22 protein-coding genes are annotated in these 24,277 nt (G+C 71.4%); 13 read left to right on the top strand and 9 right to left on the bottom strand.

Going from position 1 to position 24,277, the window contains the following annotated elements; translation table 11 throughout:
• Positions 1–37 precede the first annotated feature (37 nt).
• Entirely contained in the window at positions 38–3,703 is a 3,666-nt protein-coding gene (locus ABEA82_RS30400; RefSeq protein ID WP_345664912.1) for an nSTAND1 domain-containing NTPase, read from the bottom strand.
• Between the two features lie 92 nt (positions 3,704–3,795).
• On the opposite strand from ABEA82_RS30400, the gene ABEA82_RS30395 reads away from it, so the two are divergent.
• On the top strand, positions 3,796–5,067 hold the full coding sequence (locus tag ABEA82_RS30395) for an acyltransferase family protein (RefSeq protein ID WP_345664911.1): 1,272 nt from the start codon (positions 3,796–3,798) through the stop codon (positions 5,065–5,067).
• Between the two features lie 17 nt (positions 5,068–5,084).
• Here ABEA82_RS30395 and ABEA82_RS30390 read toward each other — a convergent pair whose 3' ends face one another.
• Together ABEA82_RS30390 and pdxR are read right to left on the bottom strand one after the other, a co-directional pair.
• Positions 5,085–5,552, bottom strand: coding sequence for a DUF6174 domain-containing protein (locus ABEA82_RS30390; protein WP_345664910.1), 468 nt, complete (start codon positions 5,550–5,552; stop codon positions 5,085–5,087).
• A gap of 180 nt (positions 5,553–5,732) precedes the next feature.
• Positions 5,733–7,199, bottom strand: coding sequence for a MocR-like pyridoxine biosynthesis transcription factor PdxR (pdxR, locus tag ABEA82_RS30385; RefSeq protein ID WP_345664909.1), 1,467 nt, complete (start codon positions 7,197–7,199; stop codon positions 5,733–5,735).
• Positions 7,200–7,328: 129 nt separating this feature from the next.
• Between pdxR and ABEA82_RS30380 the strand changes: the two genes are divergently transcribed.
• Positions 7,329–7,922 carry a TIGR03086 family metal-binding protein gene (locus ABEA82_RS30380; protein ID WP_345664908.1) on the top strand — a complete coding sequence of 198 codons (594 nt, stop codon included), beginning with the start codon at positions 7,329–7,331 and terminating at the stop codon, positions 7,920–7,922.
• Positions 7,916–8,374 (top strand): hypothetical protein, encoded by a 459-nt coding sequence (locus ABEA82_RS30375; RefSeq protein WP_345664907.1) that lies wholly within the window; start codon positions 7,916–7,918, stop codon positions 8,372–8,374. Before ABEA82_RS30380 ends, ABEA82_RS30375 begins: the two co-directional genes overlap by 7 nt.
• 30 nt (positions 8,375–8,404) lie before the next feature.
• Here the strand turns inward: ABEA82_RS30375 and ABEA82_RS30370 are convergent, their stop codons facing one another.
• Together ABEA82_RS30370 and ABEA82_RS30365 are read right to left on the bottom strand one after the other, a co-directional pair.
• Positions 8,405–9,604, bottom strand: coding sequence for an FAD-dependent monooxygenase (locus ABEA82_RS30370; protein ID WP_345664906.1), 1,200 nt, complete (start codon positions 9,602–9,604; stop codon positions 8,405–8,407).
• On the bottom strand, positions 9,601–10,998 hold the full coding sequence (locus ABEA82_RS30365; protein ID WP_345664905.1) for an MFS transporter: 1,398 nt from the start codon (positions 10,996–10,998) through the stop codon (positions 9,601–9,603). The genes ABEA82_RS30370 and ABEA82_RS30365 overlap by 4 nt, the downstream gene beginning before the upstream one ends.
• A 94-nt stretch (positions 10,999–11,092) precedes the next feature.
• Here ABEA82_RS30365 and ABEA82_RS30360 point away from each other — a divergent pair, with 94 nt between their 5' ends.
• Both ABEA82_RS30360 and ABEA82_RS30355 read left to right on the top strand, forming a co-directional pair.
• Positions 11,093–11,725 carry a TetR/AcrR family transcriptional regulator gene (locus ABEA82_RS30360; protein WP_345664904.1) on the top strand — a complete coding sequence of 211 codons (633 nt, stop codon included), beginning with the start codon at positions 11,093–11,095 and terminating at the stop codon, positions 11,723–11,725.
• Positions 11,726–11,757: 32 nt separating this feature from the next.
• Positions 11,758–12,600 carry a phosphotransferase gene (locus ABEA82_RS30355; RefSeq protein ID WP_345664903.1) on the top strand — a complete coding sequence of 281 codons (843 nt, stop codon included), beginning with the start codon at positions 11,758–11,760 and terminating at the stop codon, positions 12,598–12,600.
• A 74-nt stretch (positions 12,601–12,674) separates the two neighbouring features.
• Here ABEA82_RS30355 and ABEA82_RS30350 read toward each other — a convergent pair whose 3' ends face one another.
• Both ABEA82_RS30350 and ABEA82_RS30345 read right to left on the bottom strand, forming a co-directional pair.
• A complete protein-coding gene (locus tag ABEA82_RS30350) occupies positions 12,675–13,346 on the bottom strand; it encodes a pyridoxamine 5'-phosphate oxidase family protein (protein WP_345664902.1) in 672 nt (223 codons plus the stop codon).
• A 309-nt stretch (positions 13,347–13,655) separates the two neighbouring features.
• The gene (locus ABEA82_RS30345; protein WP_345664901.1) at positions 13,656–14,822 is read right to left on the bottom strand and encodes a nuclear transport factor 2 family protein; all 1,167 of its coding nucleotides are present in this window, start codon (positions 14,820–14,822) and stop codon (positions 13,656–13,658) included.
• A gap of 95 nt (positions 14,823–14,917) precedes the next feature.
• On the opposite strand from ABEA82_RS30345, the gene ABEA82_RS30340 reads away from it, so the two are divergent.
• The gene (locus ABEA82_RS30340) at positions 14,918–15,805 is read left to right on the top strand and encodes a LysR family transcriptional regulator (RefSeq protein ID WP_345664900.1); all 888 of its coding nucleotides are present in this window, start codon (positions 14,918–14,920) and stop codon (positions 15,803–15,805) included.
• Here the strand turns inward: ABEA82_RS30340 and ABEA82_RS30335 are convergent.
• The gene (locus tag ABEA82_RS30335; protein ID WP_345664899.1) at positions 15,802–16,056 is read right to left on the bottom strand and encodes a hypothetical protein; all 255 of its coding nucleotides are present in this window, start codon (positions 16,054–16,056) and stop codon (positions 15,802–15,804) included. The two genes, ABEA82_RS30340 and ABEA82_RS30335, sit on opposite strands and share 4 nt — an antisense overlap.
• Positions 16,057–16,402: 346 nt before the next feature.
• Entirely contained in the window at positions 16,403–17,347 is a 945-nt protein-coding gene (locus ABEA82_RS30330; protein ID WP_345664995.1) for a helix-turn-helix domain-containing protein, read from the bottom strand.
• Positions 17,348–17,468: 121 nt separating this feature from the next.
• Between ABEA82_RS30330 and ABEA82_RS30325 the strand changes: the two genes are divergently transcribed.
• The 7 genes from ABEA82_RS30325 to ABEA82_RS30295 all read left to right on the top strand — a co-directional run bounded on the left by ABEA82_RS30325 (position 17,469) and on the right by ABEA82_RS30295 (position 24,276).
• Positions 17,469–18,992: an alpha/beta hydrolase gene (locus tag ABEA82_RS30325; protein ID WP_345664898.1), complete on the top strand. Its 1,524-nt coding sequence runs from the start codon at positions 17,469–17,471 to the stop codon at positions 18,990–18,992.
• A gap of 650 nt (positions 18,993–19,642) precedes the next feature.
• On the top strand, positions 19,643–20,188 hold the full coding sequence (locus ABEA82_RS30320; protein ID WP_345664897.1) for a hypothetical protein: 546 nt from the start codon (positions 19,643–19,645) through the stop codon (positions 20,186–20,188).
• Between the two features lie 299 nt (positions 20,189–20,487).
• Positions 20,488–20,892 (top strand): hypothetical protein, encoded by a 405-nt coding sequence (locus ABEA82_RS30315; protein WP_003995056.1) that lies wholly within the window; start codon positions 20,488–20,490, stop codon positions 20,890–20,892.
• A complete protein-coding gene (locus ABEA82_RS30310) occupies positions 20,889–21,689 on the top strand; it encodes a hypothetical protein (RefSeq protein ID WP_345664896.1) in 801 nt (266 codons plus the stop codon). The genes ABEA82_RS30315 and ABEA82_RS30310 overlap by 4 nt, the downstream gene beginning before the upstream one ends.
• A 38-nt stretch (positions 21,690–21,727) precedes the next feature.
• Complete coding sequence (locus tag ABEA82_RS30305) at positions 21,728–22,255, top strand: roadblock/LC7 domain-containing protein (protein ID WP_345664895.1); 528 nt, start codon at positions 21,728–21,730, stop codon at positions 22,253–22,255.
• Between the two features lie 53 nt (positions 22,256–22,308).
• Entirely contained in the window at positions 22,309–22,683 is a 375-nt protein-coding gene (locus ABEA82_RS30300; protein ID WP_345664894.1) for a roadblock/LC7 domain-containing protein, read from the top strand.
• A gap of 87 nt (positions 22,684–22,770) precedes the next feature.
• A complete protein-coding gene (locus tag ABEA82_RS30295; RefSeq protein ID WP_345664893.1) occupies positions 22,771–24,276 on the top strand; it encodes an FAD-dependent monooxygenase in 1,506 nt (501 codons plus the stop codon).
• Position 24,277: the final 1 nt, after the last annotated feature.

Genomic DNA, 24,277 nt, shown 5'->3' with positions numbered 1-24,277 from the left:
CCGCCCGGCGACCACCCGACCCGCGCCGGGGCAGCGGTCATCGCCGCGCGACCGTACTCGCGGCACAGTCGACGGCCTCGCAGATGGTGCGGATCGCGCGGGCCGGGTCGGGCAGGTCGACGCTCCACAGCCCCGCGGAGCCGCCCGCGGCGATGGCCAGGGTGTGTCCGTCCGGGCTGAACGCCACTGCCGTGGACGAGCCGGTGGGCAGGGTGATTCTGGGCTGGCTGGTGGCGAGGTCCCACAACTGGACGCCTCTGACGCTGCCTACGGCCAGTGTGCGTCCATCGGAGCTGAAGGCCATCGACCTCACCTCGCCGTCGGCCGTGAAGCTCTCACGGAGCCGACCGGTGCGCGTGTCCCACGTCTTCACGGATCCGTTCCTGCCGCTCGCGGTGGCCAGGACATGCCCGTCCCGGCTGAAGGCGAGGGACAGCTCGCTCCGGGCGCCCGGCCTGATGGTGCGGTGTGTGCGGTTCGTCGAGACGTCCAGCAGCGTGACCCTCTCGTCATCGGCCTCATGGTCGACGACTGCGAGGGTCCGGCCGTCCGGGGCGAACGCCACCGCTCTGACGGATCGGCCGTGGCCGGCGCGGACCGTGCGGAGTGCGCCGGTCGAGAGGTGCCAGACGCGGACCGCCCCCGTTCCGTCGACCATGGCGAGCCGCGTCCCGCCGGGGCCGAAGACCGCTGCGGTGTAGGTGTCCAGGACCCGGCTCCGGCGGAGGCGGCCGGTGGCGACATCCCGCACCTCGATCACCCCTCTCTTGACGGACCTGGCAGCTACGGCGCGCCCGGTCGGGCTGAACTCCACGGCTCCGAGGCGGGAAACGATGACGCGCAGGTCCTCTCCCTGGCGTGCCTGGTCGCTGTCCAGCGTCAGTGAGGCTTCTCGGTTGCCGTTCCCGGCATCCCACAGCTCTACTGATCCACGGCCGGGCGGACCTTGGTGAACTGTGGCCGCCGTGCGTCCGTCCGGGCTGAACGCCAGGTGGGCGACGGCCGTGCCGGCGTGACCTGACAGAGTCGTCCGCGGCTGTTCAGCGGACGGCCGATGGACGCGGACGGCGGGATCGGTGTTGCTGCTGGTGACCAAGGTCCGCCCGTCCGCGCTGAGGGCCACCTTCATGGCTCCGCCTCCGCGGTGACCGGCGGTCACGGTGGCACGCGCCGTGCCGGAGGCGGTGTCCCACAGCCGCACTGTGTCCCCCGGGTGCGGGACGGCGAGGGTCCGCCCGTCCGGGGAGAAGGCGACCTCGTTCGTATGGACAGGACCGTCTTTGATCACGCGCCGGAGGACGCCGGTGGCCGTCTCCCGCAGTTGCACCGAACCGTCCATGAGGACAACGGCGTAGGTCCGGCCGTCAGGACTGAAGACCACCGCACGGCCCCCGGTCTGGTCGTGGGCGGTCCGGGTGCGGCCGGTGGCCAGGTCCCACACCCGCTCCGAGCCGTTGAAGCCTGCCGCGGCTAAGGTACGTCCGTCAGGGCCGAAGACGAGCGCCTCCGGGTCGGGGAGGCCGGTGAAGCTGTGCCGCGTGTGGCCGGTGGCCACGTCCCACACCCGGACAGCCGTCACGGAGCCGGCGGCGACGGTACGTCCGTCGGGGCTGAAGGCCATGCCGCGCACCGCACCGTCAGGTACGGCGAAGGTGCTGAGTTTCCTGCCGGTGTCCGAGTCCAGGAGCGTCGCCTGGCCGGCCTTGCCCTCGGTGACGACGGCGAGGACGCGTCCGTCGGGGCTGAACGCCTCAACCGTGCTGATGTCGTGACCGGTGAACGTGCGCCGGAGCCGCCCTCCGGGCAGACTCCAGATCCGCACCTTCCCGTCTCCGCTCTGGGTGGCGAGGGTGTGGCCGTCCGGGCTGAGGGCGATGGATCGCACGGGTTCGCCGCCGCTGATCAGGCGCTTGCGCAGTGGCAGCGCCGCCGCCGCGTAGAGGGCGGCGGTGGCTTCGCGGGTCGGGCTGGTGCGGTAGGCCTGGACAGCGAGCAGTGCGGCGAGGTCGGGTTCGGTGTCCAGCAGTGCACCGGACTCGGCGGCCAGTTGCCGGGACTGGGCCAGGACCTGGGCGGTGACCGCGCTCCTCCACTGTCCGACGGCGAGGCCGGCGGCGACCAGGGCCATGCACAGGGCGGCGGTGACCCCGCCGAGCATCAGCCGGTACCGGCGACGGCCCTTTCGCTCGTGGTCACGGCTGGTGTCGAGGAAGGCGTGCTCCAGATCGGTCAGATCCTCGCGGGGTGCGCCGCCGAAGTGTTCCCGCGCGGCGGCGAGCCGGCTTCCCCGGTACAAGGCGCCCTTCTCGCGTCCCAGTTCCTGCCAGGCGTGGGCGGCATCGGTCAGGTTCCGGTGCACACGCAGGCGTTCGCGGTCCTCCTCGATCCAGCCGCGCAGCCGGGGCCAGGCCGTGATCAGGGCCTCGTGGGCCATCTCGACGGTGTCGCCGTCCAGGGTGAGCAGCCGAGCCCGGACGAGTGCCTCCAGCACCTGGGCGGTGTCCTCCCGGCCGGTGCCGGGCAGCAGTTCCGCGCGTTCGACGGGACGGCGGGTGTCGGGGGTGCCGTCACCGGGGGCGATCAGACGCAGCAACACCCGGCGGGCAGTGGCCGCCTGGTCGTCGGTGAACCGGCCGAAGACCTTCTCGGCGGTCTTGGCTATCGCGCCGTCCAGGCATCCGGCCGCCTCGTAGCCCGCCATGGTGAGGGTCTTGCCCCGGCGGCGGCGCCAGGTCTCCAGCAAGGCGTGGGACAGCAGTGGCAGCCCGCCCGGCGCGTCGGCGACCTCCTCGACCAGCCGGGTGGTGAGGGCGCGTTCCACGGTCAGTCCGGCGGCCGCGGCCGGTTTGACGACGGCGTCGCGCAGTTCCGCCGGGCTCATCGCACCGGCCAGCAGGTTGGCATCGCGCAGTGCCTCGGCCAGGTCGCGGTGCTCGGCGCAGCGTCCGTAGAAGTCGCCGCGCACCGCCAGCAGCACCCGCAATCGGTTCTCGGGCTCTCCGGCGGCCAGCAGCAGGTCGATGAAGCGGGCACGTTCGGCGGCATCGTGGCAGAGGGTGAAGACCTCCTCGAACTGATCGACGATCACGAACGTGTCCGCGCCGGCGCTGCCGTCGCCCGGCCCTACGGGTGTGAGAAGGGAGGCGTGGGTGCGGGCGGGGCGTTCGCCCGGAGTCAGGATCCGGACCGCCGCCGGACGCAGGTCCGCCTCCTGAGTCCGCCGGAGGACGGGTATCAGGCCGGCCCGCAGCAGGGAGGACTTGCCGCTGCCGGAAGGGCCGAACACCGCGGCGAACCGACGGCGGCGCAGCAGGTCGACCAGGTCGGCGGTGAGCTGTTCCCGGCCGAAGAACAGGCCGCTGTCGCCGCTTTCGAACCGTGCGAGCCCCCGGTACGGCGCAGGTGCTCCCTCGGCGTCGCGGGTGGCGTCACCGGCGGACTCCTCCACTGCCTCCTTCCACCGCGCCTCCCACAGTGCCTCCTCGCCTCCGCAGGCCCGTACGTAGGCCAGGACCACCGGCAGCGTCGGCAACTGCTCGCCCGCCGCGGCCTGCGACAGGGTGGTCACCGAGTAACCCGCCCTCTGGGCCAGGGCCCGGTAGGTGATTCCTCCCGTCTCTGCCCGCAGCTTGCGTAACTCGAACGCGAACCGCTGCACCGGACCCGCCGCCGGATCCACCGGCACCTCACGACGCCCCGCCACACCCTCACCCCTCCGCTGCCCCCGTGACAGAGGCAATGTTCGGCCGCCGGAACGGTACTGCCGAACAATGCCCCGGCCGCTGAACTCGGATCATGGAATCCCCACCCGTGGAACCCGCTTCTCCAGCGGGTTCACCGTCCGTCCCCTTCAAGTTTCCTACGGCGATCACGACGGCCGGCCCGTCGCGACTGGGCTGGCTGGACGCGCTGCGCGGCATCGCCGCCATCGTCGTGGTCTTCGACCACTCCTCGTACACCTTCATGGCGGACTTCCGGCGGGAGTTGATGCCGCAGTTCAACACCAGCCGCTACGGCATCATGCTGTTCTTCCTGGTGAGCGGCTACATCATCCCCGCGTCACTGGAACGCCGGGGCTGCGTCCGGACGTTCTGGATCGGACGGGTCCTCCGTGTGTACCCCCTCTGGACCGTCGTCGTCACCGTGCTCCTCGCCGCTCACCTCTCAGGCGTCGCGGAGACACGTGACTTCGGTGGGCACAGCGCCTTCGCCGTGGCCGTCGCCCACGTCACGATGCTCCAGGAGCTGCTGGGCACGCCCAGTCTCCTGCTCGTCCTGTGGACGCTCTCCTACGAGATGTCCTTCTACCTGCTGGTCGTCGCGTTGTTCACGGTCCGCCTGCATCAACAGTCCGCGGCGATCGCCGTCACAGGGGCCGTGCTCGCCGCCCTGAGCGTGACGGCAGGGGTCGTGCTGCCGGCCTCCGCCCTGTCCGGCCTGGTCGGCACCGGCCCGCTGATCGCGTTCGCCTCGATCGCCATGGGAGGCGCCATCTGCTGTGCGAGCGCCAGGTCACCCGTTCTCCGGAGGTTCGGGGGCGTGCTGGGCGGGGTGCTGGCGCTCGCCCTGGTCCTGTGCAACGGCACCGTTCCGCTCTGGGAGAGCCTGGTGGTACTCGCCGTGATGTTCCTCGGCACCGCCGTCCACCGTGCCGAGCACGGTCAGAGCACCTGGCGTCGCGCGGTCGGCACCGCCGTCGTGGTGGTCGCCTGTTCTGTGGGGAGTGCCTCCCTGTACGGCGACGGCGACCACTTCACACGACGGGGCTGGATCCTGGCGTTCCTCCTGGCCGTCCTCACCTTCGGCGCCGGAATGGCGTCGCGGCGCCGGCGCATACCGAGGTTGCTGACCGGCTTGGGAACGATCAGCTACTCGGTCTACCTGGTGCACCCGCTGCTGCTGGCGGTGATCGACAGCACGATCGGCCGGCAGCGGCACGACGAACTCGCGCTCGAGATCGCGTTCTTCACGGTGCTCCTGCCCATCTGCCTAATGACCTATCGTTACGTCGAAAGGCCGAGCCAGGCCTGGGCACGCAGACTGGCACGCCGCGTGCAGCCACCGTGACGGGCGTCCAGCGTCCCCTACTGCTCGGTCCGCTCGTAGGCACTGATGACGTAACGCGCCTCGTCGTCGACCGCGTTCCTTTCCCAGTCCAGTGTGATCCGTACCGGGTGCCCGTCGGGGGCGTACTCCGCCTCGGCCGTGTCCGCGTCCTCGCGGCGGGCCTGCTCCAACTCCTCCACGAGTTCCCCGATGGTGGGCACCGCGTCGGGGGCGCTCTCGACCGCGCGTCGGCCCATGCCGTCGAGGCCCACCGACTTGACGACGGCGCCGTCGCGGACCGAGATCCGGAACGTGCCGAGCAGACTCCGCTCTCCTTCGCTGGACCGGAGCGTGTAGGTGTACGAGGCGGGCTCCTGCCAGGGGGCGCGGTCCTGCGGCTGCGCGCTCTGCGGGGCGCCGCTGCCGCAGGCGGCGGCCACGCAGAACACCCCTCCGATCAGCACGGCACCGGCCACGGCACGGGCGGTGAGAGAAACGGCGGTCATGGCGGCGGTCCCTTCGAAGACGGCTACCGCTATGACGCCGGACGCCCAGGGAACGTTCGTCACCGTGCCGACCGGGGTGGCCGGGGCGGCCGGGGTGGCCGGTGGACCACCGGCCACCCCCCTTTCCGTTGCCGACACCGGTCACCGCCTTGCCGCCGGAGGCGAAGGAGTAGGCGTCGGTCACCTTGGCGGCCCCGCTGACCGAGCCGGCGGGCCGAGTACGCGGAACAGGCCCGGCTCGATGTCCGGGGTGCTGATCGAGCCGTAGCCGAGGACGAGGCCCGGACGTGCGGAGCGGTTCGCGGCGACTTCCGCCAGGGTGTAGACCGCCACGCCGGACGCCCGGGCCCGGCCGGCCAGGTCCGCGACGGCGCCCGGTTCGGCGAGGCGGCCCCGGGTGAACGCGGTCACATGCAGGCCCGCGGCGGACGGCACCAGTTCGGTGAGGTCCGCGTAGTGGTCGGTGAGCAAGCCGGTGACCGACTGGTGCCGGGCCGCGTAGGTGTGCTGCATCCGGCGGATGTGCCGGGCCAGCAACCCGTCGTCGACGAAGCGGGCGAGCGCCGCCTGCGTGGGGACCGCCGTGTGCCAGTCTGCGGTGTACTTCGCGGTGCGCAGTGCTGTGCGCAGCGTGGCGGGCGCCACCAGGTACCCGACGCGCAGGGAGGGCAGCATCACCTTGGAGAACGACCCCACATAGATGACGTGCCCGTCCCGGTCCAGGCTCTGCAGCGTCTCGACCGGCCGCCCGCCGAACCGGAATTCGCTGTCGTAGTCGTCCTCGATCACTGCCGCTCCGTGCCGTCGTGCCCATCGCAACAGCGCCGTTCTGCGCCGCAGGGACATCGGCATGCCGAGCGGGAACTGGTGGGCGGGGGTGACGTACACCGCACGGGTGTCCGGCGGGATGGCGTCCACCAGCAGGCCCTCGGCGTCCACCGGTACGCCCGTGACGTCGGCACCCTGCGCCAGGAACGGCAGCCGGGCCGGTGGGTAGCCGGGCTCTTCGACGGCCACCCGGTCACCCGGTTCGAGCAGCACCCGCCCGATGAGGTCGAGGGCCTGCTGCGTGCCGGTGGTCACCAGCACGTCGTCCGGGTGGGTCCGCACCCCGCGCGAGAGTCCGAGGTGCCGGGCGAGTGCGGCCCGCAGCCCGGCGTGGCCGGCCGGATCGCCGTATCCGACGCCCCCGGTCGCCGAGAGGCGCATTTCCCGGGCGATCAGGGGACGCCAGGCGTCGTAGGGGAAGAGCCGGGCGTCCGGCAAGCCGGCCCGGAAGTCGTGGGCCGCCGTGGTCGCTCCCGTGATCTCCGGGGACGCCCATGGGGACAGGCCCGCCCACAGGGCGCGCGGGCGCAGCCCCGAGCCGGGGGTGCCGGTGGCGGTCGCGGCCCCGCGCGTGGGCAGGCCCGTGGCGCGCACATGGGTCCCGGAGCCGACCCTGCTGTCCGCGTAACCCTCGGCGACGAGCCGTTCGTAGGCCACGCCGACGGTGTTGCGGGCCACCGCGAGACGGCGGCTCAGTTCCCGCGTCGGGGGCAGCGGATCGCCGGGCCGCAGCAGCCCGTCGTGGATCGCGGCACGCAACTGGCGGTAGATCTGGCCGGACAGGTCGCGCTTCCCGTCGAGCCTGACGTGCACGTCCATGTCGGCTTCCCGTCTCGACTGTGCGATATCGACTCGGCCGTCGTCGGCTCCGGCGCTCGCGATTGGCTCAATCAACTGACGACATATTGGCTCTGGAGCTGAACCGCTGTGTGATCCTACGCTCCGGCCATGGACATACGACGACTGGACCGCCAGGCGCTGTCGCTGGCCGGGGAGGCGGTCTCCCGGGTGAAGACCGATCACTTGGGACGGGCGACGCCGTGCGCGGACTGGACCCTGTACGGCCTGCTCCGCCATCTGGTCAGCCAGAACGAAGGGTTCGCCGCCTCCGCCAGCGGCGCGGGTGAGCCGTGGGCCGTGTGGCACGGCGGCGATCTCGGCGATGACCCCGCCGCGGCGTACGAGGCATCGGCGGACGAGGTCACCGCGGCGTTCGCGCAGGACGGCGTGCTGGAGCGGAAGTTCGCGCTGCCGGAGGTGGGCGAGGGCTTCACCGTCCCCGGACGGATCGCGATCGGCTTCCACGTGCTCGACTACGTGGCACACGCCTGGGACGTCGCGGTGACGATCGGCGCCCCGTGGGAGCCCTCCGCCGAACTCACCACCGCCGCCCTGCGCGTCGCCGCCCGGGTCCCGGACGAGGGCCGCGGCGCCGGTACCGCGTTCCGCCGGCGGATCGCCGTTCCCGACGACGCCCCGCCGGGCCACCGCCTGCTCGCCCTGCTCGGCCGCGACCCGTCCTGGACGCAGCGGCCGTGCTGAGGAGCAGTTGGAGCCCGGGCCCGGCCGGTGATGCCCCGGACGGCGGCGCGGCGAACGACGCCGGCAGCGGCACGCGCGGTCACCGGAGCGGTCCGCTGATCGTCAGCGTCACCGACTTCACGAGCGAGACCTACCGGGCCCTGCCCGGAATCGCGCGTCGGGGCTTCGCGCTACGGCGCCACTGGCCGCATCTCGACGGAGCGGTCGGGATGTGGTTGTGGGTCATGCCCACCGCCCGGCGCTGCGGATCGGTCTCGGTGTGGACCGGGCGACGGGCTCTGGCGGGCTTCGTACGCCTGCCGGAGCACGTCGCGATCATGGACGAGTACCGGGGGAGAGGCACGATGAGGTCGGTCCTCCTGGAGTACGACGGCTTCGACGCCGCGCGGATCCTTCGGGACGCGGAGGCTTGGCTGCTGCCGGAGGGACGCGAACGGGTCGCACAGGCTTAGGACTTGCCCGGCCCACAGTGTCCCGAGTGCTCAGGTCAGGGGCGTGAATGCGGGCAGGGTGAGTGCCGAATGGGCCGGCCGCTCCTCCGTGGAGGGCATGGCGCTGAGATTGCGCAGCATGTCGTTGCGCTGCTTCAGGGCCAGGGCGGTGGTCGGGAAGAGTGTGGCGTCGCCCTTGCCGACCTGATCCTGGTTCAGGGTCACGAACCCGCGGGTGTCGTGCTCGTAGGCGGCGAAGCCCGCGGCGTGGTCCCGGCCGGCCAGGTTGCCGGCGAGCATGTACGCGCCGACGAGCGCGAGACTGGAGCCCTGGCCGGTGAGGAACGAAGGCGCGTACGCGGCGTCGCCCACGAGCGCGACCCTGCCGCCGGACCAGCGAGGCATGCGGATCTGGCTGACCGCGTCGAAGAACAGGTCGTCCGCGTCGCGCAGGGCGGCGAGCATGCCCGGGACCTCCCATCCCGCGTCGGCGAAGACCGCGGCGACCAGGTCCCGTTGGGCCTCCGGGTTCCGGAACGCCTCGAACGGCGGGTCCGGGTGGGCGAAGTTCAGGAGGGCGTGCACGTCGTCCTCGTCGTCCACCGCGTAGAGTGCCGCGGCCCGGCCCGGGTCGTTCCACATCACGGTCTCGCGCGCGAGCCCGAAGGTGTTGCGCATGGTGAACCCGGCGAAGCAGTAGCCGAGGTAGCGGTGGAACTGCTGCTCCGGACCGAACAGCAACTCGCGGGTACGTGAGTGCAGACCGTCCGCACCGAACACCATGTCGAACGTCCGCCTGCCGCCTCCGCGGAAGGTGACGTCGACCCCGTGGCCGGACTGGTCGAGGGTGTCGACGGAGTCGTTGAACAAGAACTCCACGTCGTCACGGACCGCGGCGTGAAGAGCGGCGGTCAGATCCCCGCGCCGCACCTCCAGGTCCCGTCCCGCGACACCGCCGGTGACGGTGTGCGGGTCGAGCGAGGCCACCTCGCTGCCGTCCCCGTCGAGGAAGGTCAGCCGGCGCAGGTCGATGTGCGCGTCCCGCAGCCGCGGGAGGATTCCCATCCTCCGGACGACTTCCAGTGCGGTGCCGCGCACGTCCACGGGGTAGCCACCGCCACGAGGTGTGCCCGCCTTCTCGAGCACCGTGACGGCGCATCCGTGACGGTTCAGCCAGAACGCGAGGGCGGGCCCCGCGACGCCGGCCCCGGATATCAGGACCTTGCGCCTCGACAGACCGGTGCGGCTCATTCCTTGACTCCTTGGCTCATGGTGCGGGCGAGAAGCAGTGACAGCGCCGTGACGGCGCCGGCGATGATGAAGCCGGCGACAAAGGCCGATTCCGCCGGGACGTCCGAACCGGAAGGGGTTCCGGCCGTGAGGAGCGCACCGCCGACCTGCGCACCCACGGCGTAGCCGATCACGCGGGTCACGAGGACCAGGCTGGTGGCGATGCCGGTGTCACCTTGACCGACGGACGTGGCGGTGCTGGTCACCATCGCCGTCACGCACAGGCCGTTGGCCAGCGAGATCATCGCCTTGCCGATGACGAGGTGCCAGACCTCGGTGTGCACGGCCGCCAGCGTGGTCAGGGCGGCGGCCATGAGGAAGATCCCGGCGGTGACCACGGCACGCGAGCCGAAACGCCGCGCCCCGATCCCGCTGATCGGCCCGGCCAGTGACGCGGCCACGGCACCGGGCAGCAGGAAGAAGCCGATCTCGGTGGCGCCGGCCCCGAAGCCGTACCCGTCGCCGGACACCGCGAAGAGCTGCGGGACGAGGTAGACCGCCACCGAGGTACCGACGCAGATCACGAACGTCAGCACGCACGACTTCCACATCGCGGGCCGTGCCAGCATGCGCAGGTCGACCATCGGCGAGGCCGCACGACGCTCGACGGCCGTCCATCCGGTCACGAAAGCGGCCAGAACCACGATGAGAGCGCCGAACGCGAGGGGCTGCGAGCCGATGTCGGGCGCCAGCGCGAGCGCGAGCATGAGCGTGACCAGCGTCCCGCTCAGGAGAACCAGGCCGGGCCAGTCGATGCCGGCGTCGTCCGGCCGGCCCGGCGGGTCATGCGGCATCAGCCTGTTCACCAGCAGGGTGGCCCCGACGACCGCGATCGTCGGCAGCGCGAACATCCAGTGCCGGGACAGCTCTTCCGCCACGGGCCCGGCCGACAGGGTCCCCGCCATCCCGCCCCCCACGAACAACCCGCTGACCACCCCGATGGCCACCTTCGACTCTCCCGCGGGGAGGTGCCGGCGCACCAGGATGAACGACAGGGGGAGCGCGCCCACCATCGCCCCTTGCAGTACCTGGCCGAGCAGGAGCACCGGCAGGTTCGGAGCGAGGGCGGACACCAGACCACCGGCACTGACCACCGCCATCAGCCGGATGAGGATCCGTTTTCCGCCGTAGCGGTCGCCCAACTTGCCCGCGACCGGTGTGACGAGCGCGCCGGTGATGAGGAGCACGATGCTGAGTAACGCCCCTTCGGCGGGGCTCATGTCCAGTTCGCGTTGCAGGAGCGGGAGCGTCGGCGTCACCACCGACTCCAGGGCACCGGTGGCGACCGCCAGCACGCCGAGGGCCCCGACAGCGGCTTTCCCGATGTGAACCGGGGGAGCCAGGGTTGTGGTCATGGACGTCCTTCCGTCATGGCCGGGCGAGGAACGGGCCGGCCGTGGACGTCAAACTACACTACACCGTGCAGTGTAGAAAGGTTAGGATGAGCCCATGCCGACCACGAAGACACTGCGCGAGGGGTCCACGCGGAAGCGGGCCGCCATCCTCACCGCGGCCCGTGAACTGTTCCTCACCGACGGCTTCGACCGGTCCAGCGTCGACGCCGTCGCCGCCCGGGCCGAGGTGTCCAAGCGGACGGTCTACGACTACTTCGGCGACAAGAAGACGCTGCTCCAGGCAGTCGTCGACGCTGTCGGCCAATCACTGATCACCACGATCCGGCGCACCCTCGACGACACCCTCACCGACCTCACCGAGGCCGGCGAACTCGAGGGCGCCCTGGTCACGTTCTCGATGCGCATCGCCACCGACATGCTCGGCTCGGCGGAGTACGCAACGCTGCAACGACTGGTGCGGGCGGAATCAGGCCACCTGCCGCACCGGGGCTACAACTCCATGGCCGACACCCCCGACGAGGCACTGGCCGAACGGTTCGCCGCCTTCGCCGAGGCCGGGCTGCTCGACGTCCCCGACCCCCGGCTCGCGGCCGACCAGTTCATCGCGCTGACCTTCGGCGTCGCACTGGACAGGCTCGGTTCCGCGAACGCCGCGGAGGACGCCCGCGTGCGGCCACTCGTCGTCGAGGGGGTGCGGACCTTTCTCCGGGCATACCGAACGACGTAGGGCCACCGCATGAGTGAGTGAGGGAGGGTGCCGTGGAGCCGTCGGAACTCCGGCGCGCGGTTGAGGCGGCACGGGCGACCGCTTCGGAGCTGGGACTTCAGGTCGACGAGGTGATCGTCATCCACAACTCGGACCGTGTCGCGCTGCGCCTGGTCCCTTGCGGTGTCCTGGCTCGGGTCGCACCTTCGGGGCAGCTGGCGGATTCCGAGTTCGAAGTCGAGGTCGCTCACCGTCTCGCCGGCGTCGACGCCCCGGTGGCTGAGCTCGACCCGCGAGTCGCCCCCCGCGTCCACGTACGCGGAACCTTCGCCATCTCGCTCTGGACCTACTACGAACCTGTGGGCTCGGAGACCGCGCCGGCCGACTACGCGGACGTGTTCGAGCGGCACCACGCCGCACTGCGCCGCATCGATCTGGAGGCACCGCATTTCACCGACCGGGTCGCGGTGGCACTGAGAGACGTGAACAACCGGGAGCGGTCCCCCGAGCTGTGCGATACCGACCGGCGGTTCCTCAGTGACACCCTCAGTGTTCTGAGCACCGCGATCAGCGCCGACAGCGCCGGCGAGCAGTTGCTGCACGGCGAACCGCACCCGGGCAACCTGCTGAACACAAAAAGAGGGCCGCTCTTCGTGGACCTCGCCACGTGCTGCCGCGGACCGATCGAGTTCGACCTCGCCCATGCGCCCGAAGACGTGGCACAACACTATGCGGGGGCCGACCACGACCTGACGCACCGGTGCCGCGCCCTGAACTGGGCGCTGTTCTCGGCCTGGCGCTGGCGCCGAGACGACCAGATGCCGGACCGGGACCACTGGAGAGCCGAGGGGCTCAACCGGGTGCGTGCCGCCGTCGGCCGCCGCGGACCGGGCTGAACCGGAGCCCGGACGGCTCACTGTGGCACCGCGAGTCCAGCTCGGTCATGCGCGATGCCTCGGGGGAGTCGACTTCAGCGGGGAGTCAGCCCGCGATTCTGGGACGCCGCTCCGAAGTAGTCGCCGCCCTTGCGTCTGGCGTCGTCCGTACCCCAGGCCCGCTCGCCGTCGGCGGTGGACAGGTCCGTCCTGTCGCCGTTCTGCCGGAGCGGTGCCCGGACAAGTCTCGGTATGTGCTTCGAACAGTGGATGTATGCCTCCTCGACCTCGACCCACACCCACAGGTGGGGCCGCCTGCCGGGGACCGGATCGACCGGCAGGCCGGGAAACATCCGGCGCATCGTGTCATCGGTGACCAGTTGTGCGCGGCCGTTGACATGCAGACCGATGCGGTCCTGGGAGAAGTCGATCATCAGCATGCCGATGTGCGGGTTCTCCCGGATGTTGCCGAGCGAGGCCATCACGCCGTTCCCGCGGTACTCCGGGTAAGCCAGGGTCGCGTCATCGAGTACCTGGAGAAATCCGGGTGGGCCGGCCCGGAAGGTGCTGTCGCACTCGCCGTGGCTGTCCGCGGTGGCGAGGAAGAACATCTCCTGGCGGGCCACGAATTCCCGCATCCGTGGGTTGAGCCGGTCCAGCACCTGCTCGTCGTAGAAGCGGTCGGCGCGGCCGACCGTGCCCAGTTCACGTTGGATCTGGTGCTCGCCGTGGCTTCCGGGCCGGTCTGCCCGCTCATCGTGGTGCAACGGTCCTCCTGACAACCTCGGCGTACGTGGCTGATTTCGTCACCTGGTAGGCCGAAAAGCAGCGTGCCATGCACGAGAGACTAGAGCAGACGCTCGCACGGCACTCCACGGGATGGGTTTTGGCCACCCTCCCATCCCCGATCCAGTCGGCTCAGGTAGACGATGAGCAGCGAGACCCCGTGGGCGTCCACGTCCGTACGGAGGGAACCGGCCGCCTTCCCGGCGTCGAGCTCGGTGAGACCAACGTTCGCCCGCCCCACCGTCCAGGCGTGACATCCGGCAGGTCGCGCCGGACCGGTTCCAGCTCTCTCAGGAGTGACGGTGGTAGGCCTTGTTGGCGATGCGCCAGCCGGCGTCGACGCGGACCAGCAGGAAGATGTCGGTGAACGTGTCCGGGCCGTGCCAGAGCGTCATGGTGGCGGTCGCGACGGTGCCGTGGACGTCGGTGACGTCGATACGGCGGGAGCGGGTCGGTTCGTCCAGGGCCGGCCGGCCGGGGAAGAGGGCGCAGTACTCGTCCAGGCGCCACGAGACGAAAGCGCCGTCCCGGATGCCCTCGATGTGGGCGGTGGGCAGGAACGCGTCGCGGAAGTGTGCGGGGTCGCCGGTGGCGTGCCCGCGGATGTAGGCACGGAGCGGTTCGAGCACGGTACTCGCTACGGCGGGGACCGTGGCGGCGACGGCGATGTCGGCCTCCGGACCGGCGGGAGTACCGGCCAGGTCGGCCGCGCTGCGCGAAGGGGTGTTTGACGCGGCGGACAGCAGTGCCATGTCCTTGGCCAGCGCACCGATGGTGAATTCGGCTGTGCACGCGGTCGGCTGGTCGGTGAGGAAGGGCCGTTTGCGGGCCACGAGCCCCCCGAGTGGGGCGAGTGCGAGGACATCCAGCACCTGGGCACGCGACAGGCCGAGCGCCTCGCCTTGCCGCAGCGAGTCACGCAGCGCGAGGACGGCTCCGGCGAGGCTGTGGTTGGCGATCAGCTTGAGCGCGGCGGCGGTGGAGGCATCGTCGACGCGCCGGACGGTGCCCAGCGTTTCCAGAACCGGCCGGACCCTGTCCAGCATGTCCTGGTCGGCGGCGGCAAGGATCTCCAGGGTGCCGGCAGCGACGGCCGGCACAGAGCCGAGGACGGGCGCGTGGACATAGGCCGGGCCGAGTCGCCGGGCAAGCTGCGACGCCTCGGCGGGAGCGATGGTGCTGGCGTTCAGGACGATGGTGTCCGTGCGCAGCGAGTCGCCGACCTCGTCGAGGACCTGTTGGCAGGCAGGCCCGTCGAACAGTGACAGAAGCACCAGGTCGGCCCTGGCCACGGCGGCACCCGGATCGCCGGTCACCTCGACGGTGCCTGACGTACGCCCGGAGCGTGTCCAGCCGACTACGTCCCAGCCCTTGGCGGCGAGTCGGGCCGCGAGCGCGGCGCCCATGCGCCCCAAGCCGAGGACAGCGACGGTTCGTGGCGTGCGTGGTGGGGTCATGTGCGCCAGAGTGGTGCACCGCGGCAGCTGCGACAAGCGCAGGTTTCGCAGGTCAGCCCTGCGAGACACGCATGCCTGCCGGGCATACTGGCGCGATGGATCTGACTGTGTGGCGGACCTTCGTGACCGTGTGCCGTCTCGGGTCGCTGTCGGCGGCGGCCGCCGAACTCAACCACACGCAATCGGCCGTCTCCCGGCAGATCGCCGGACTGGAGCGGCAGCTCGGTGTGTCGCTGCTGGAGCGACATGCACGCGGTGTGCGTCCGACGCCTGCCGGCGAGGTGTTCCGGCGCCACGCCCTGGCCACACTCAACGAGGCCGACCGCGCCGTCCGCGCCGCACGAGACGCTCGCGACGGGGCGTTCAACCGGCCGCTGGCCGTCGGTGCCGCCCCCTCTCTGGCCTCCGGGATCGTCCCCGAGGCCGTCCGGGGCCTGTTGAAGCAGGTCGGAGCCATCCGTTGGAGCCTGGTCCCCGGCCTCAGCGCGCAACTGCACCAGCGCGTGATCGACGGCGATATCGACATCGCCGTCGTCACCGACGCCCCACCGGGACTGCCCCAGGACCCGCGGCTGGAACGACGGTTCCTCGGGCTGGACGACATGGTCGTCGTACTGCCCGTCGGACACCCGCTGGCCGGGAGCGGTCCGGTGGACATCCAGGCGCTGGCCGACCAGACCTGGGTCGAGGACAACGACGGTTCGGCTGCGCTCCTGCGTCAGCACGCCGCCCGCGCCGGGGTCAGCGTGCGCATCGACCTCAGCGCAGCAGATCTGCCCGGCAAGCTGGCCCTGGTCGCGACGGGTCATGCCATCGCGCTGATACCCGGCGTGCTGACGTGCGCGCTGCGGACCGACGTCACCACGGTGAGGCTCGTCGACCCCCCGACCCGCGGCATCTACACGATCACACCATGCCGCGACCCCCACCGCTGTGCGCAGACCCTCCACGACCGGCTCGTCGCAGCGTTCGCCCCACTCTAGAGTTTGGGCCCGGGGTTCCTGATCTGCCCTCCCATGCGGTGGTCGCTCCAGTCGATGCCGTCGTCGTACTCCTTGCTCGATGCGAGTCCGAGGAACCGGAGCACAAGGGGAGCCGCGAGGAGGATTGCTCCGCACAGGCTGCCGATCGCCACATAGGCCGCGGCGGCGATGACGGCCCAGAACAGGATGTCGCACACGATCCGCGCCCACAGCGGGAACGGGGCGCGCCACGCGTGGTAGCGGCGGTACATGCGCACGAGCTTGCCGGACGCGCGCTTGGATCGGCCGGCCTTTCTCCGACCCGGCCTTGCCGTGTGGCCGTTGCCGTGCGGACGTCCCATTTTCTTGCCCATGGACCTCTTTGTCCCTTCAAGTGTCCCGTGGCCATGAACCACCGAAGACGGCAGCGTTCGACGAGGATTCCGTCGGCCACGGCGGTGCAACGGGACAGGCTGTCCGGGGGAGTGGGTGTGGTGTGCGTTGCGGCCGACTGGCCGCGCACACACTCTCTCCATGCCATGGGGAAATTGCGGGGAAAACGTGGTTTCTGTTACTCGTTGTTCGCTTTTCCGTGACTCTCGGATGCAATATCCGGGCTCAAGCCGCTCTGGCGTTGTCGAACTGCAGTGCCGTGCGCAGCCAGTTGTCCGTGGAGCCCGGGGTCGGCTGCGGGCGGCTGCCCGGCGGGGTCAGGACGACGGCGGCGAGTTCCCAGTACGGGTCCAGGCGCGGCTCGGCCGACAGACGGGTGGCCAGCGAGCGGCGGAACTCGTGGGTGTCACGGCTGCCGTAAGCGCTCGCGTAGGCCGCGACGTAGGCGTCCAGAGCCTCGCCGGGATGCGGGTCGTGTGCCCGGCGCAGGTGCGGCGCCGCGAGTTCGAATGCTTCGAGGAGGCCCGCGTACAGAAGGGCGGCACCGCGGGCCCCTGCGACTCGGTGCACATCCGGTTGGGGCGGCCTGCCGTCCGTGCAGGGAGCCGTCATCATGGCGTGCAGCCGGGCGAAGGCGAGTACCTGGGACGGGTGCGGTTCGTCGGGCGGCTGGGGGACGGCCGCCTCCAGGAATGCCGAGGTTGCCGGGCGTGGCATCCGCGGTGGCAGCCAGGTGCGCCAGAACCTGGCCAGTGGTGCGGTGCTCGGTGGGGTGTCGAGCGCGCTGAGCAGCCTCAGCCGACCGGCGCGCTGAGCCGGCGGGCAGTCCCGCACCAGTTCAAGTGCCGCTTCCCGCCAGCGCAGGGCCTTCAACTCACTGCCGAGCTCACGCAGACGGATATCGAGGGCGTTCTCCAGTGCGGGGCCGGTCGCGTCTTCGTCCTCGAGGATGCGGCGTATCTCGGGCAGGGGCAGGTCAAGGGTGCGCAGGGAGCGGATCAGCTGCAACCGGGTCAGTGCCTGGGGGCCGTAGCGGCGGTGTCCGCCACTGCTGCGGGCGGCTTCGGGGAGCAGGCCGTGGTCGGAGTAGAAGCGGACGGTCTTCACGGTGGCACCGGCGCGCTCGGCGAGCTCCCCAATGCTCCACAACGGCTCGTGTGACGTGGACAGTTGAACCTCCCTTAAGGGGAATTTCTACGGTACCGGTGCGCGGGCCAGGCAGACGCCGTGTCCGCGGACGTTGGCGTACGCGAACGGCGCGGCGCCACGTGACGAGTCCGGGGAGGGCTTTGTGCAGGTGTTCATCATGGTGGCGGGGACGTTCACCGGGGCTCATGTATGGCAGGAGACGGCCGCGCGGCTGGTCGCGGCGGGCCATGCGGTGCACGCGGTCGCGCTGACGGGCATCGACCCGGCCCGGCCCGCCGTGTCGGCGCACGTCGGTCTGGAGACGCACATCGAGGACGTGATCGCGGCGATCGACGCGGTGGACGTGACGTCCGGGCGACAGATCGTGCTCGTCGGTCACGACTACGGGATCCACCCCGTGCTCGGCGCCGCTGATCGGCGGGCGGAGCGCATCGCACGCGTCGTGTACCTGGACTGCGGGATGCCGCAGAACGGTGTCCCGGCCCTGGCCGCCGTGCCGGACCAGGCACTGCGCGCGCAGTTGGCCGAACGCGCCGAGGCCGGCGAGCGCGAGGGCGTGCTGGCACCACCGGCCCACGACGAGTGGGAGCGCTGGGGCAGCACCGCCGACCTCGGCGAGGCGGCCCTGGAGCGGCTGACCGCCCTGGCAGCGCCTCAGCCGCTGGGCACCCTGCTGCAGCCGCTGCGGCTGACCGGAGCGGTGGCCGCGGTTCCCGTCACCGGCGTGCTGTGCGCGCGAAACGGCGCCACTATCGACTTGGTGCAGAGGCTCGTCGACTTCGGCGACCCGGCGCTGGCCGTTCTGACCGCACCCCAGGTCACCTTCTTCGAGCTTCCCACCGGGCACTGGCCGATGCTGTCCTGCCCCGCCGCACTGGCGGACGTCCTGCTCCGGGCCGCGGACGGTGAGGGGCACCGCCTGCGGCCGGCCGGCGACGATGCGCAGACGCCTGCCCACCTGCGCCCGTTCCCCTTGGACGTCCCCGAGCTGCCTCGCGAGCGCCGAAGTCATGTTGATCTGTACGTCCCCGACGTCGAGGTCCCAGCACCGGCTGTGGTCTTCGTGCACGGCGGACCGGTGCCCGCCGGAGCGAGGCCGAGCCCGCGTGAGTGGCTGGCCCTGGTGGGATACGCCCGCTTCGCCGCCGCCAGCGGCATGGTCGGCGCGACCCTCGACCACCGCCTCCACGACATCGCGGACTACGAACGTGCCGCCGCGGACATCGCCGCCGGAGTGGAACTGGTGCGGGCCGACGCCCGGGTGGACGCCGAGCGGATCGCCCTGTGGTTCTTCTCCGGCAGCGGCCTGCTCACCACGGACTGGCTGACACAGCCCCCCACCTGGCTGCGCTGCCTGGCCGCCTCCTACCCCATTCTGGCTCCGCTTCCCGCCTGGGGGATGGCCGGCAGCCGCTTCCATCCCGCCAGGGCGGTCGAGCAGGCGGGGGCCCTGCCCATCGTCCTCCTTCGCGCCGGGCGAGAGACACCCGAGATCGCCGCAACCGTCGATGCGTTCGTCACCGCGAGCAGCGACTGTGCCGCGCGCCTCGAACTGGTCGATGTCCCCAACGGCCACCACGGGTTCGAAACCCTCGACGCACCAGAGGAAACGCTCCCGGCCATGCACCAGGCGATGCGCTCGGTGGTCACCCACCTGACCAGCTGAATCCCCCACCCACAGCGAGGCGCTCGCTCACAGGCCACACGGCGAAGGTCTTCGTTCCGGGCAGGCGGCGCCGCCCTGCTGAGATACGGGCCGGGAGCCTGCCCTCAACAAGCAGGACCTGAAGGTCCGCTGATCTGAACGGGTTCGGGCGGACGAGGACGGGACCGAACCCGGGCCGGGGGCGGCGCGTCACAGGGAGGGAACGGCCCCCACTCGTCCGTCACCCAACCTCTGTCGGTCACCGACCAGCCCCGGGGAGACCCATGCATACCCACATCAGGCGCACCATCCGCCTTCTCACCGTGCTTGCCATGTGCACCGTCGGAGCTGGAGCCGCCGCAGGGTGCGGCACCACGGAGGCCCACCACGGTGACGCAGAGGCCCGCAGCACCGAGCCGGCGCCTCAGCCGGGGGCTCGCGCCCGCCAGGTAGCCGATGCCTGGGCCGGTTCCAAGGCAGCCGAGGCGTGGCACGAGGGCTACTACCCCATGGAGGCAGTCGTTCAGCCGCCCGAGAACGGCCTCCGGAGCGCAGCAGACAGGCGCGCCTATGAGACCGGGAACTTCGACCTGCGCGGGAAGCTCCCGTCCGCCCCGCACAAGAGCGGACACGTGAGGTGGAAAAGCGGAAGCTCGCTCACGACACCACTGATGGAGGCCGAGAAGGCCTACAAGACCCTGGACCGTGACAGCAGCCCCGGACCCCGCCTGACAGTGACCGGAGCGCGGCTCGGCGAAATGACCGTGGTCACCACTCGCGGACCGGCGACCGTCCCGGCCTGGCTGTTCACCGTGGAAGGCTACGCCGGTCCCCTCAAACGGGCCGCGGTCAGCCCGTCCAAGCCCCCCGCGCCACCGATCAAGCCGCTCGGGCAGGAAGAAGTACCCACCGACGTGCTGGCGCCACTCGGTGGCCTCACCGAGGTGTCGAAGGACAGCCGGTCCATCACTGTGGTGGCCACCCACGGTTCCTGCGACGACGGCCCCACCGTGGGGGTGCTCGAGACGAGCGGCAGCGTGGTGCTGTCCGCATCCGCGGCCGGCTCCGAGGACGGTAACTGCAGCAGTGAAATGCGCGGCGAAAAGGTGTCGGTCGAGCTGGACCGGCCGGTCGGCGAGCGCTTGGTCCTGGACGCGTTCACCGGCCGCCCGGTGCCGTACAGCGAGTGGCCCAGGACCTCGCAGAGCTGGAGCTGAGCCGCGAGTGGTCAGCATGAGCCCTGAGGCACCCTGCGGAAGTCGCCCCAGCATGCGCCCCGCTGCGGAGCGCGGGATGCAGGCTTCGGCTCGCTGGAGCCCAGGTCACGACGGTGATTGAGAGTCCCGGAGCGCGGCGCGACGACTCCTGCTCGCTTCGGATCGATCCCACATGCCCCTCTGTTCACTCCACTGCACATTCCTTTGGAAAATGCCAAAGCGCTCACCTGCGCCGAGCACATTCCGTAGTGTCGTGCTCACGTTCGCGGGAACGGCCGTGCAGGGGGAGGGGATCCGGCGTGCCCGGAATCGACGAGAGTCTGCTGGAAGCCATGCGGCTGCCTGGTGCGCGAGGGGCGTCGGTGGTCGACTGGATCAGCGGTCTGGCCCTGGGCGCGGTGGGCGACGCACCGGGTGGAGACGCGGAGGCCACGGCCGCCGAGACCGCCGAGCTCGCCCGCCTCGCCACGGAGAGCGGCGCGCTCGCCCCGGCCGGCGACGACCCCGGAGGTCCGTCCGGCAAGGAACCACCCGTACAGGACCTGATCATCACGAACGCCGACTCGTACCACCTGCTCAGGTTCGTCGCCACGACGTTCGACAGCACGGTGTTCCTGCACTTATGGCTCGACCGCGGTGAGGGCAACCTCGCCCTGGCCCGCATCCGGCTGGCCGAGATGGCGGACAGACTGGTGCTCGGATGATCGCGTCGGCCCTGACCCCACGCACGGACGAACCGGCCTCGGCCCTGCTCGGAACCCTCGCCGCGGAGGGTGCGAGCGGCGCCCTGTCCACCGAGTGGGGGATCTTCTACCTCTCCGCGGGACACGTCGTCCACGTCGAGTCCGCCGTCACAGCAGACCTCGGCGACCTGCTCACCCACAGCGGCGCGCTCGCCGCGGACGGCTGGTGGCAGGCGATCGACCAGGCCGGACGCGGCTGCCGCGTCGGGCGGCAACTGGTGGACAGCGGCCAACTCACCACCGGCGCGCTGGAACTGTGCCACCTGGGCGCCCTGTTCGACGCGGCGTACTTCGTCCTCGCCCACGACGGACCGGCGCTCCGCTTCCGCCCCGGAGTCACGCACTGGCTCGGCGCGGTCCGTTCCGTACCGGTGGACACCGTCCTGCGCGAGTCGAGACGCCGTCGCGAACTGCTGCACCGCATATGGCCCGAGCCCGCCATCGACCTCGCCCCGCTCGCCCGGGTGCGGCGGGACACCGTGGACCTGCCGGCCCGACGCGGCCGCACCCTCGCCCAGGTCGACGGCGTCCGCACCGCCGCCCAGATCGCCGGTGCCCTCGCCTGCCGCACCTTCCACACCCTGGTCGAACTCCGCCGCCTGGCCGCCGCCGGGCTGGTCGTCCCCGTAGCCCCCGCCCCAGCCACCGCCCCCGCCACCGCGTCCACCGAGCCGGGCCCCGCCCCTCGTCCGGCGGCACCGGACGAGCCCGACACCGCACTGCTGCGACGGCTCCTGCACGCCTTGGAGGCACTGTGATCCGCGCGCGACGACAGCGTGCCGAAAGGAGACTGCTCATGGCCGTCGAGACCGACGTCCTGGACGAACTGCGTCGGCTCCGCACCCGCGTACCGCGGCTCACGGGCTCCCTGGCGGCCACCGTCGACGGACTCGTCCTCGCCCACGACGTACCGGAGACGGAACCCGAGGGACTCGCGGCCCTCACCGCCGCCGCCCTCGGCGTCGCCTACCGCCTCACCGACACAGCCGGCCGCGGCGACTTCCGCGAACTGCTGGTGCGTGGCGCCCGGGGCTACGTCGCCACGTACGCGGCCGGCACGACCGCCGTCCTCACCCTCCTCGCCGAAGACCGCGTCAACGTCGGCCGCCTGCACCTGGAGGGCCGGCGCAGCGGCGGCCGCATCGCGGACCTGGTGGCCACGCGCGTCGGCCCCGGCACCGGCCGCCACGCCGACCGGGCCGCGCCCGAACCCGCCGAACACCGCGCCACGGCGCCCCCGGCCACGGCCCGCCCCATCGGCACCCTCCCGGTACGCACCCCGCAGCGGCCCACCCATCAGCCGCGCCCGCAGACCGGCACCTGAACCACCCGAACCTCCGGACCGACCGAAGAACACCGAACGAAAGGAACCGACCCATGGCGAACACGGAGACCGCACTCAAGGAATGCCTGAGCTCCATCGACGGAGCGACGGCCGCGGCACTCGTCGACTACACCAGCGGCATGGCCCTCGGCACCCTCGGCGGCACCAAGGACTTCAACCTCGAAGTCGCCGCGGCGGGCAACACCGACGTCGTGCGGGCCAAGCTGCGCACCATGGAGCTCCTCGGCCTGAAGGAGGAGATCGAGGACATCCTGATCACCCTGAACTCCCAGTACCACCTCATCCGGCTGCTGAAGGGACGCGGCGGCAGCGGGCTGTTCCTCTACCTCGTGCTCGACGGGAGCCGGTCCAACCTGGCGATGGCCCGCCACCAGCTCCGCCGGATCGAGGCCGACCTGGAGGTCTGAACCCGCACCACCGGACGGGAGCCCTCCGCCGCGGACACGTCGCGGAGGGCCCCGGCACGCCGTACGGCCGCGTCTACGGTGGATGTCATGACGGCACCCCTGGACGTCCTGATCGTCGGCGCGGGCCCCACCGGACTCGCCCTCGCGACCCAACTGCGCGCCTACGGCACTGGGTTCCGCATCGTCGACCGATCGCTGGACCGGGCGCGGGAGTCACGCGCCCCGGCCATCCAGCCCCGGACCCTGGAGATGCTGGCCGGCCCGGGCGTGACCGCCGACCTGGTCGACCGGGGCAGCACGGCGGTCCGGCTCCAGCTGCATCTGCGCGGACGGCTGCTGCGCGTACCGGTGTTCGACGTCGGCTGCGACGACTCGCCGTACCCCTTTCTCCTCTTCCTCCCGCAGTCGGAGACGGAGGCGGTCCTGACGGAGCGTCTGGCCGAGGGGGACGTGAGGGTGGAGCGAGGCACGGAGCTGCTGAGCGCCGAGCCGCGGGACGCACTCGTCACCTGCCGGCTGCGACACGGGGACGGTGGCGAGGAATCCGTACGGGCCCGCTACGTCGTCGGCTGCGACGGAGCCCACAGCACCGTGCGCGCCCAGGCCGGCATCGGCTTCCAGGGGTACTCCTACCCGCAGACCTTCCTGCTGGCCGATCTCGAGGTCGACGGGCTGGAGCCGGGAGCCGCGCACACCTTCATGACCGCGGACGGACTGCTGTTCTTCTTCCCGCTCGGCACCCCGGCCACCTGGCGGATGATCGCGATGCACCCGCCGGGCGCTCCGGCCGAGAAGGTGACACTGACACTGTTTCAGCGGCTCGCCGACAACTGGACGACCGACGGGCTGACCCTGCGCGACCCGGTCTGGATGACCTCCTTCCGGCTCCACAACCGCGGCGCCACCCACTACCGGAAGGGCCCGTTCTTCCTGGCCGGCGACGCGGCGCACATCCACAGCCCGGCCGGGGGCCAGGGCATGAACACCGGCATCCAGGACGCGCTGAACCTCGGCTGGAAACTCGCCCACGTCTGCCGTGGCGCGGCGCCGGAGGAACTGCTGGAGACGTACGAGGCGGAGCGGGCTCCCGTCGGTCACGGTGTTCGGCGCCTCACCGACCGGGCGTTCACGGTCGGCACGAACAACCACCCGGCCCTGCGCCTGGCCCGCAACCACCTGGCACCCCGGTTCGCGCCCCTGCTCCTGCGCGCCCCCGGCCTCCGCGCGCGGCTCTTCCGCACGGTCTCCGAACTCGGCATCCACTACCGCCGAAGTCCCGCCTCCCGTACCGGACCGCACCGGCCGGCGGCGGGACCACGAGCAGGGGACCGCCTCCCCGACCAGCCGGCCGGACTGCAACGGCGAACCTCCGCACCGGGCTACCACCTCCTGCTCACCGGCCCCGCGCACCACTGGACACGGGCCCCGCTCACCCACGGCCTGGTGAGCGTCCACCACCTGGGAGCGGACAGCCCTTGGCCGGGCACCGCCCACGCCCTCGTACGACCCGACGGTTATGTGGGTTACGCGGCACGGGGCACCGACCTGACCGGCCTGTGGGCCTATCTGGACCGCTGGCTGCCCGGTCGCTGAC

The sequence above is a fragment of the Streptomyces venetus genome, from assembly GCF_039540295.1.
GTDB lineage: Bacteria > Actinomycetota > Actinomycetes > Streptomycetales > Streptomycetaceae > Streptomyces > Streptomyces venetus.
Note: the sequence above shows the minus strand (reverse complement) of the source record. Positions and strands in the feature narration are given on the sequence as shown.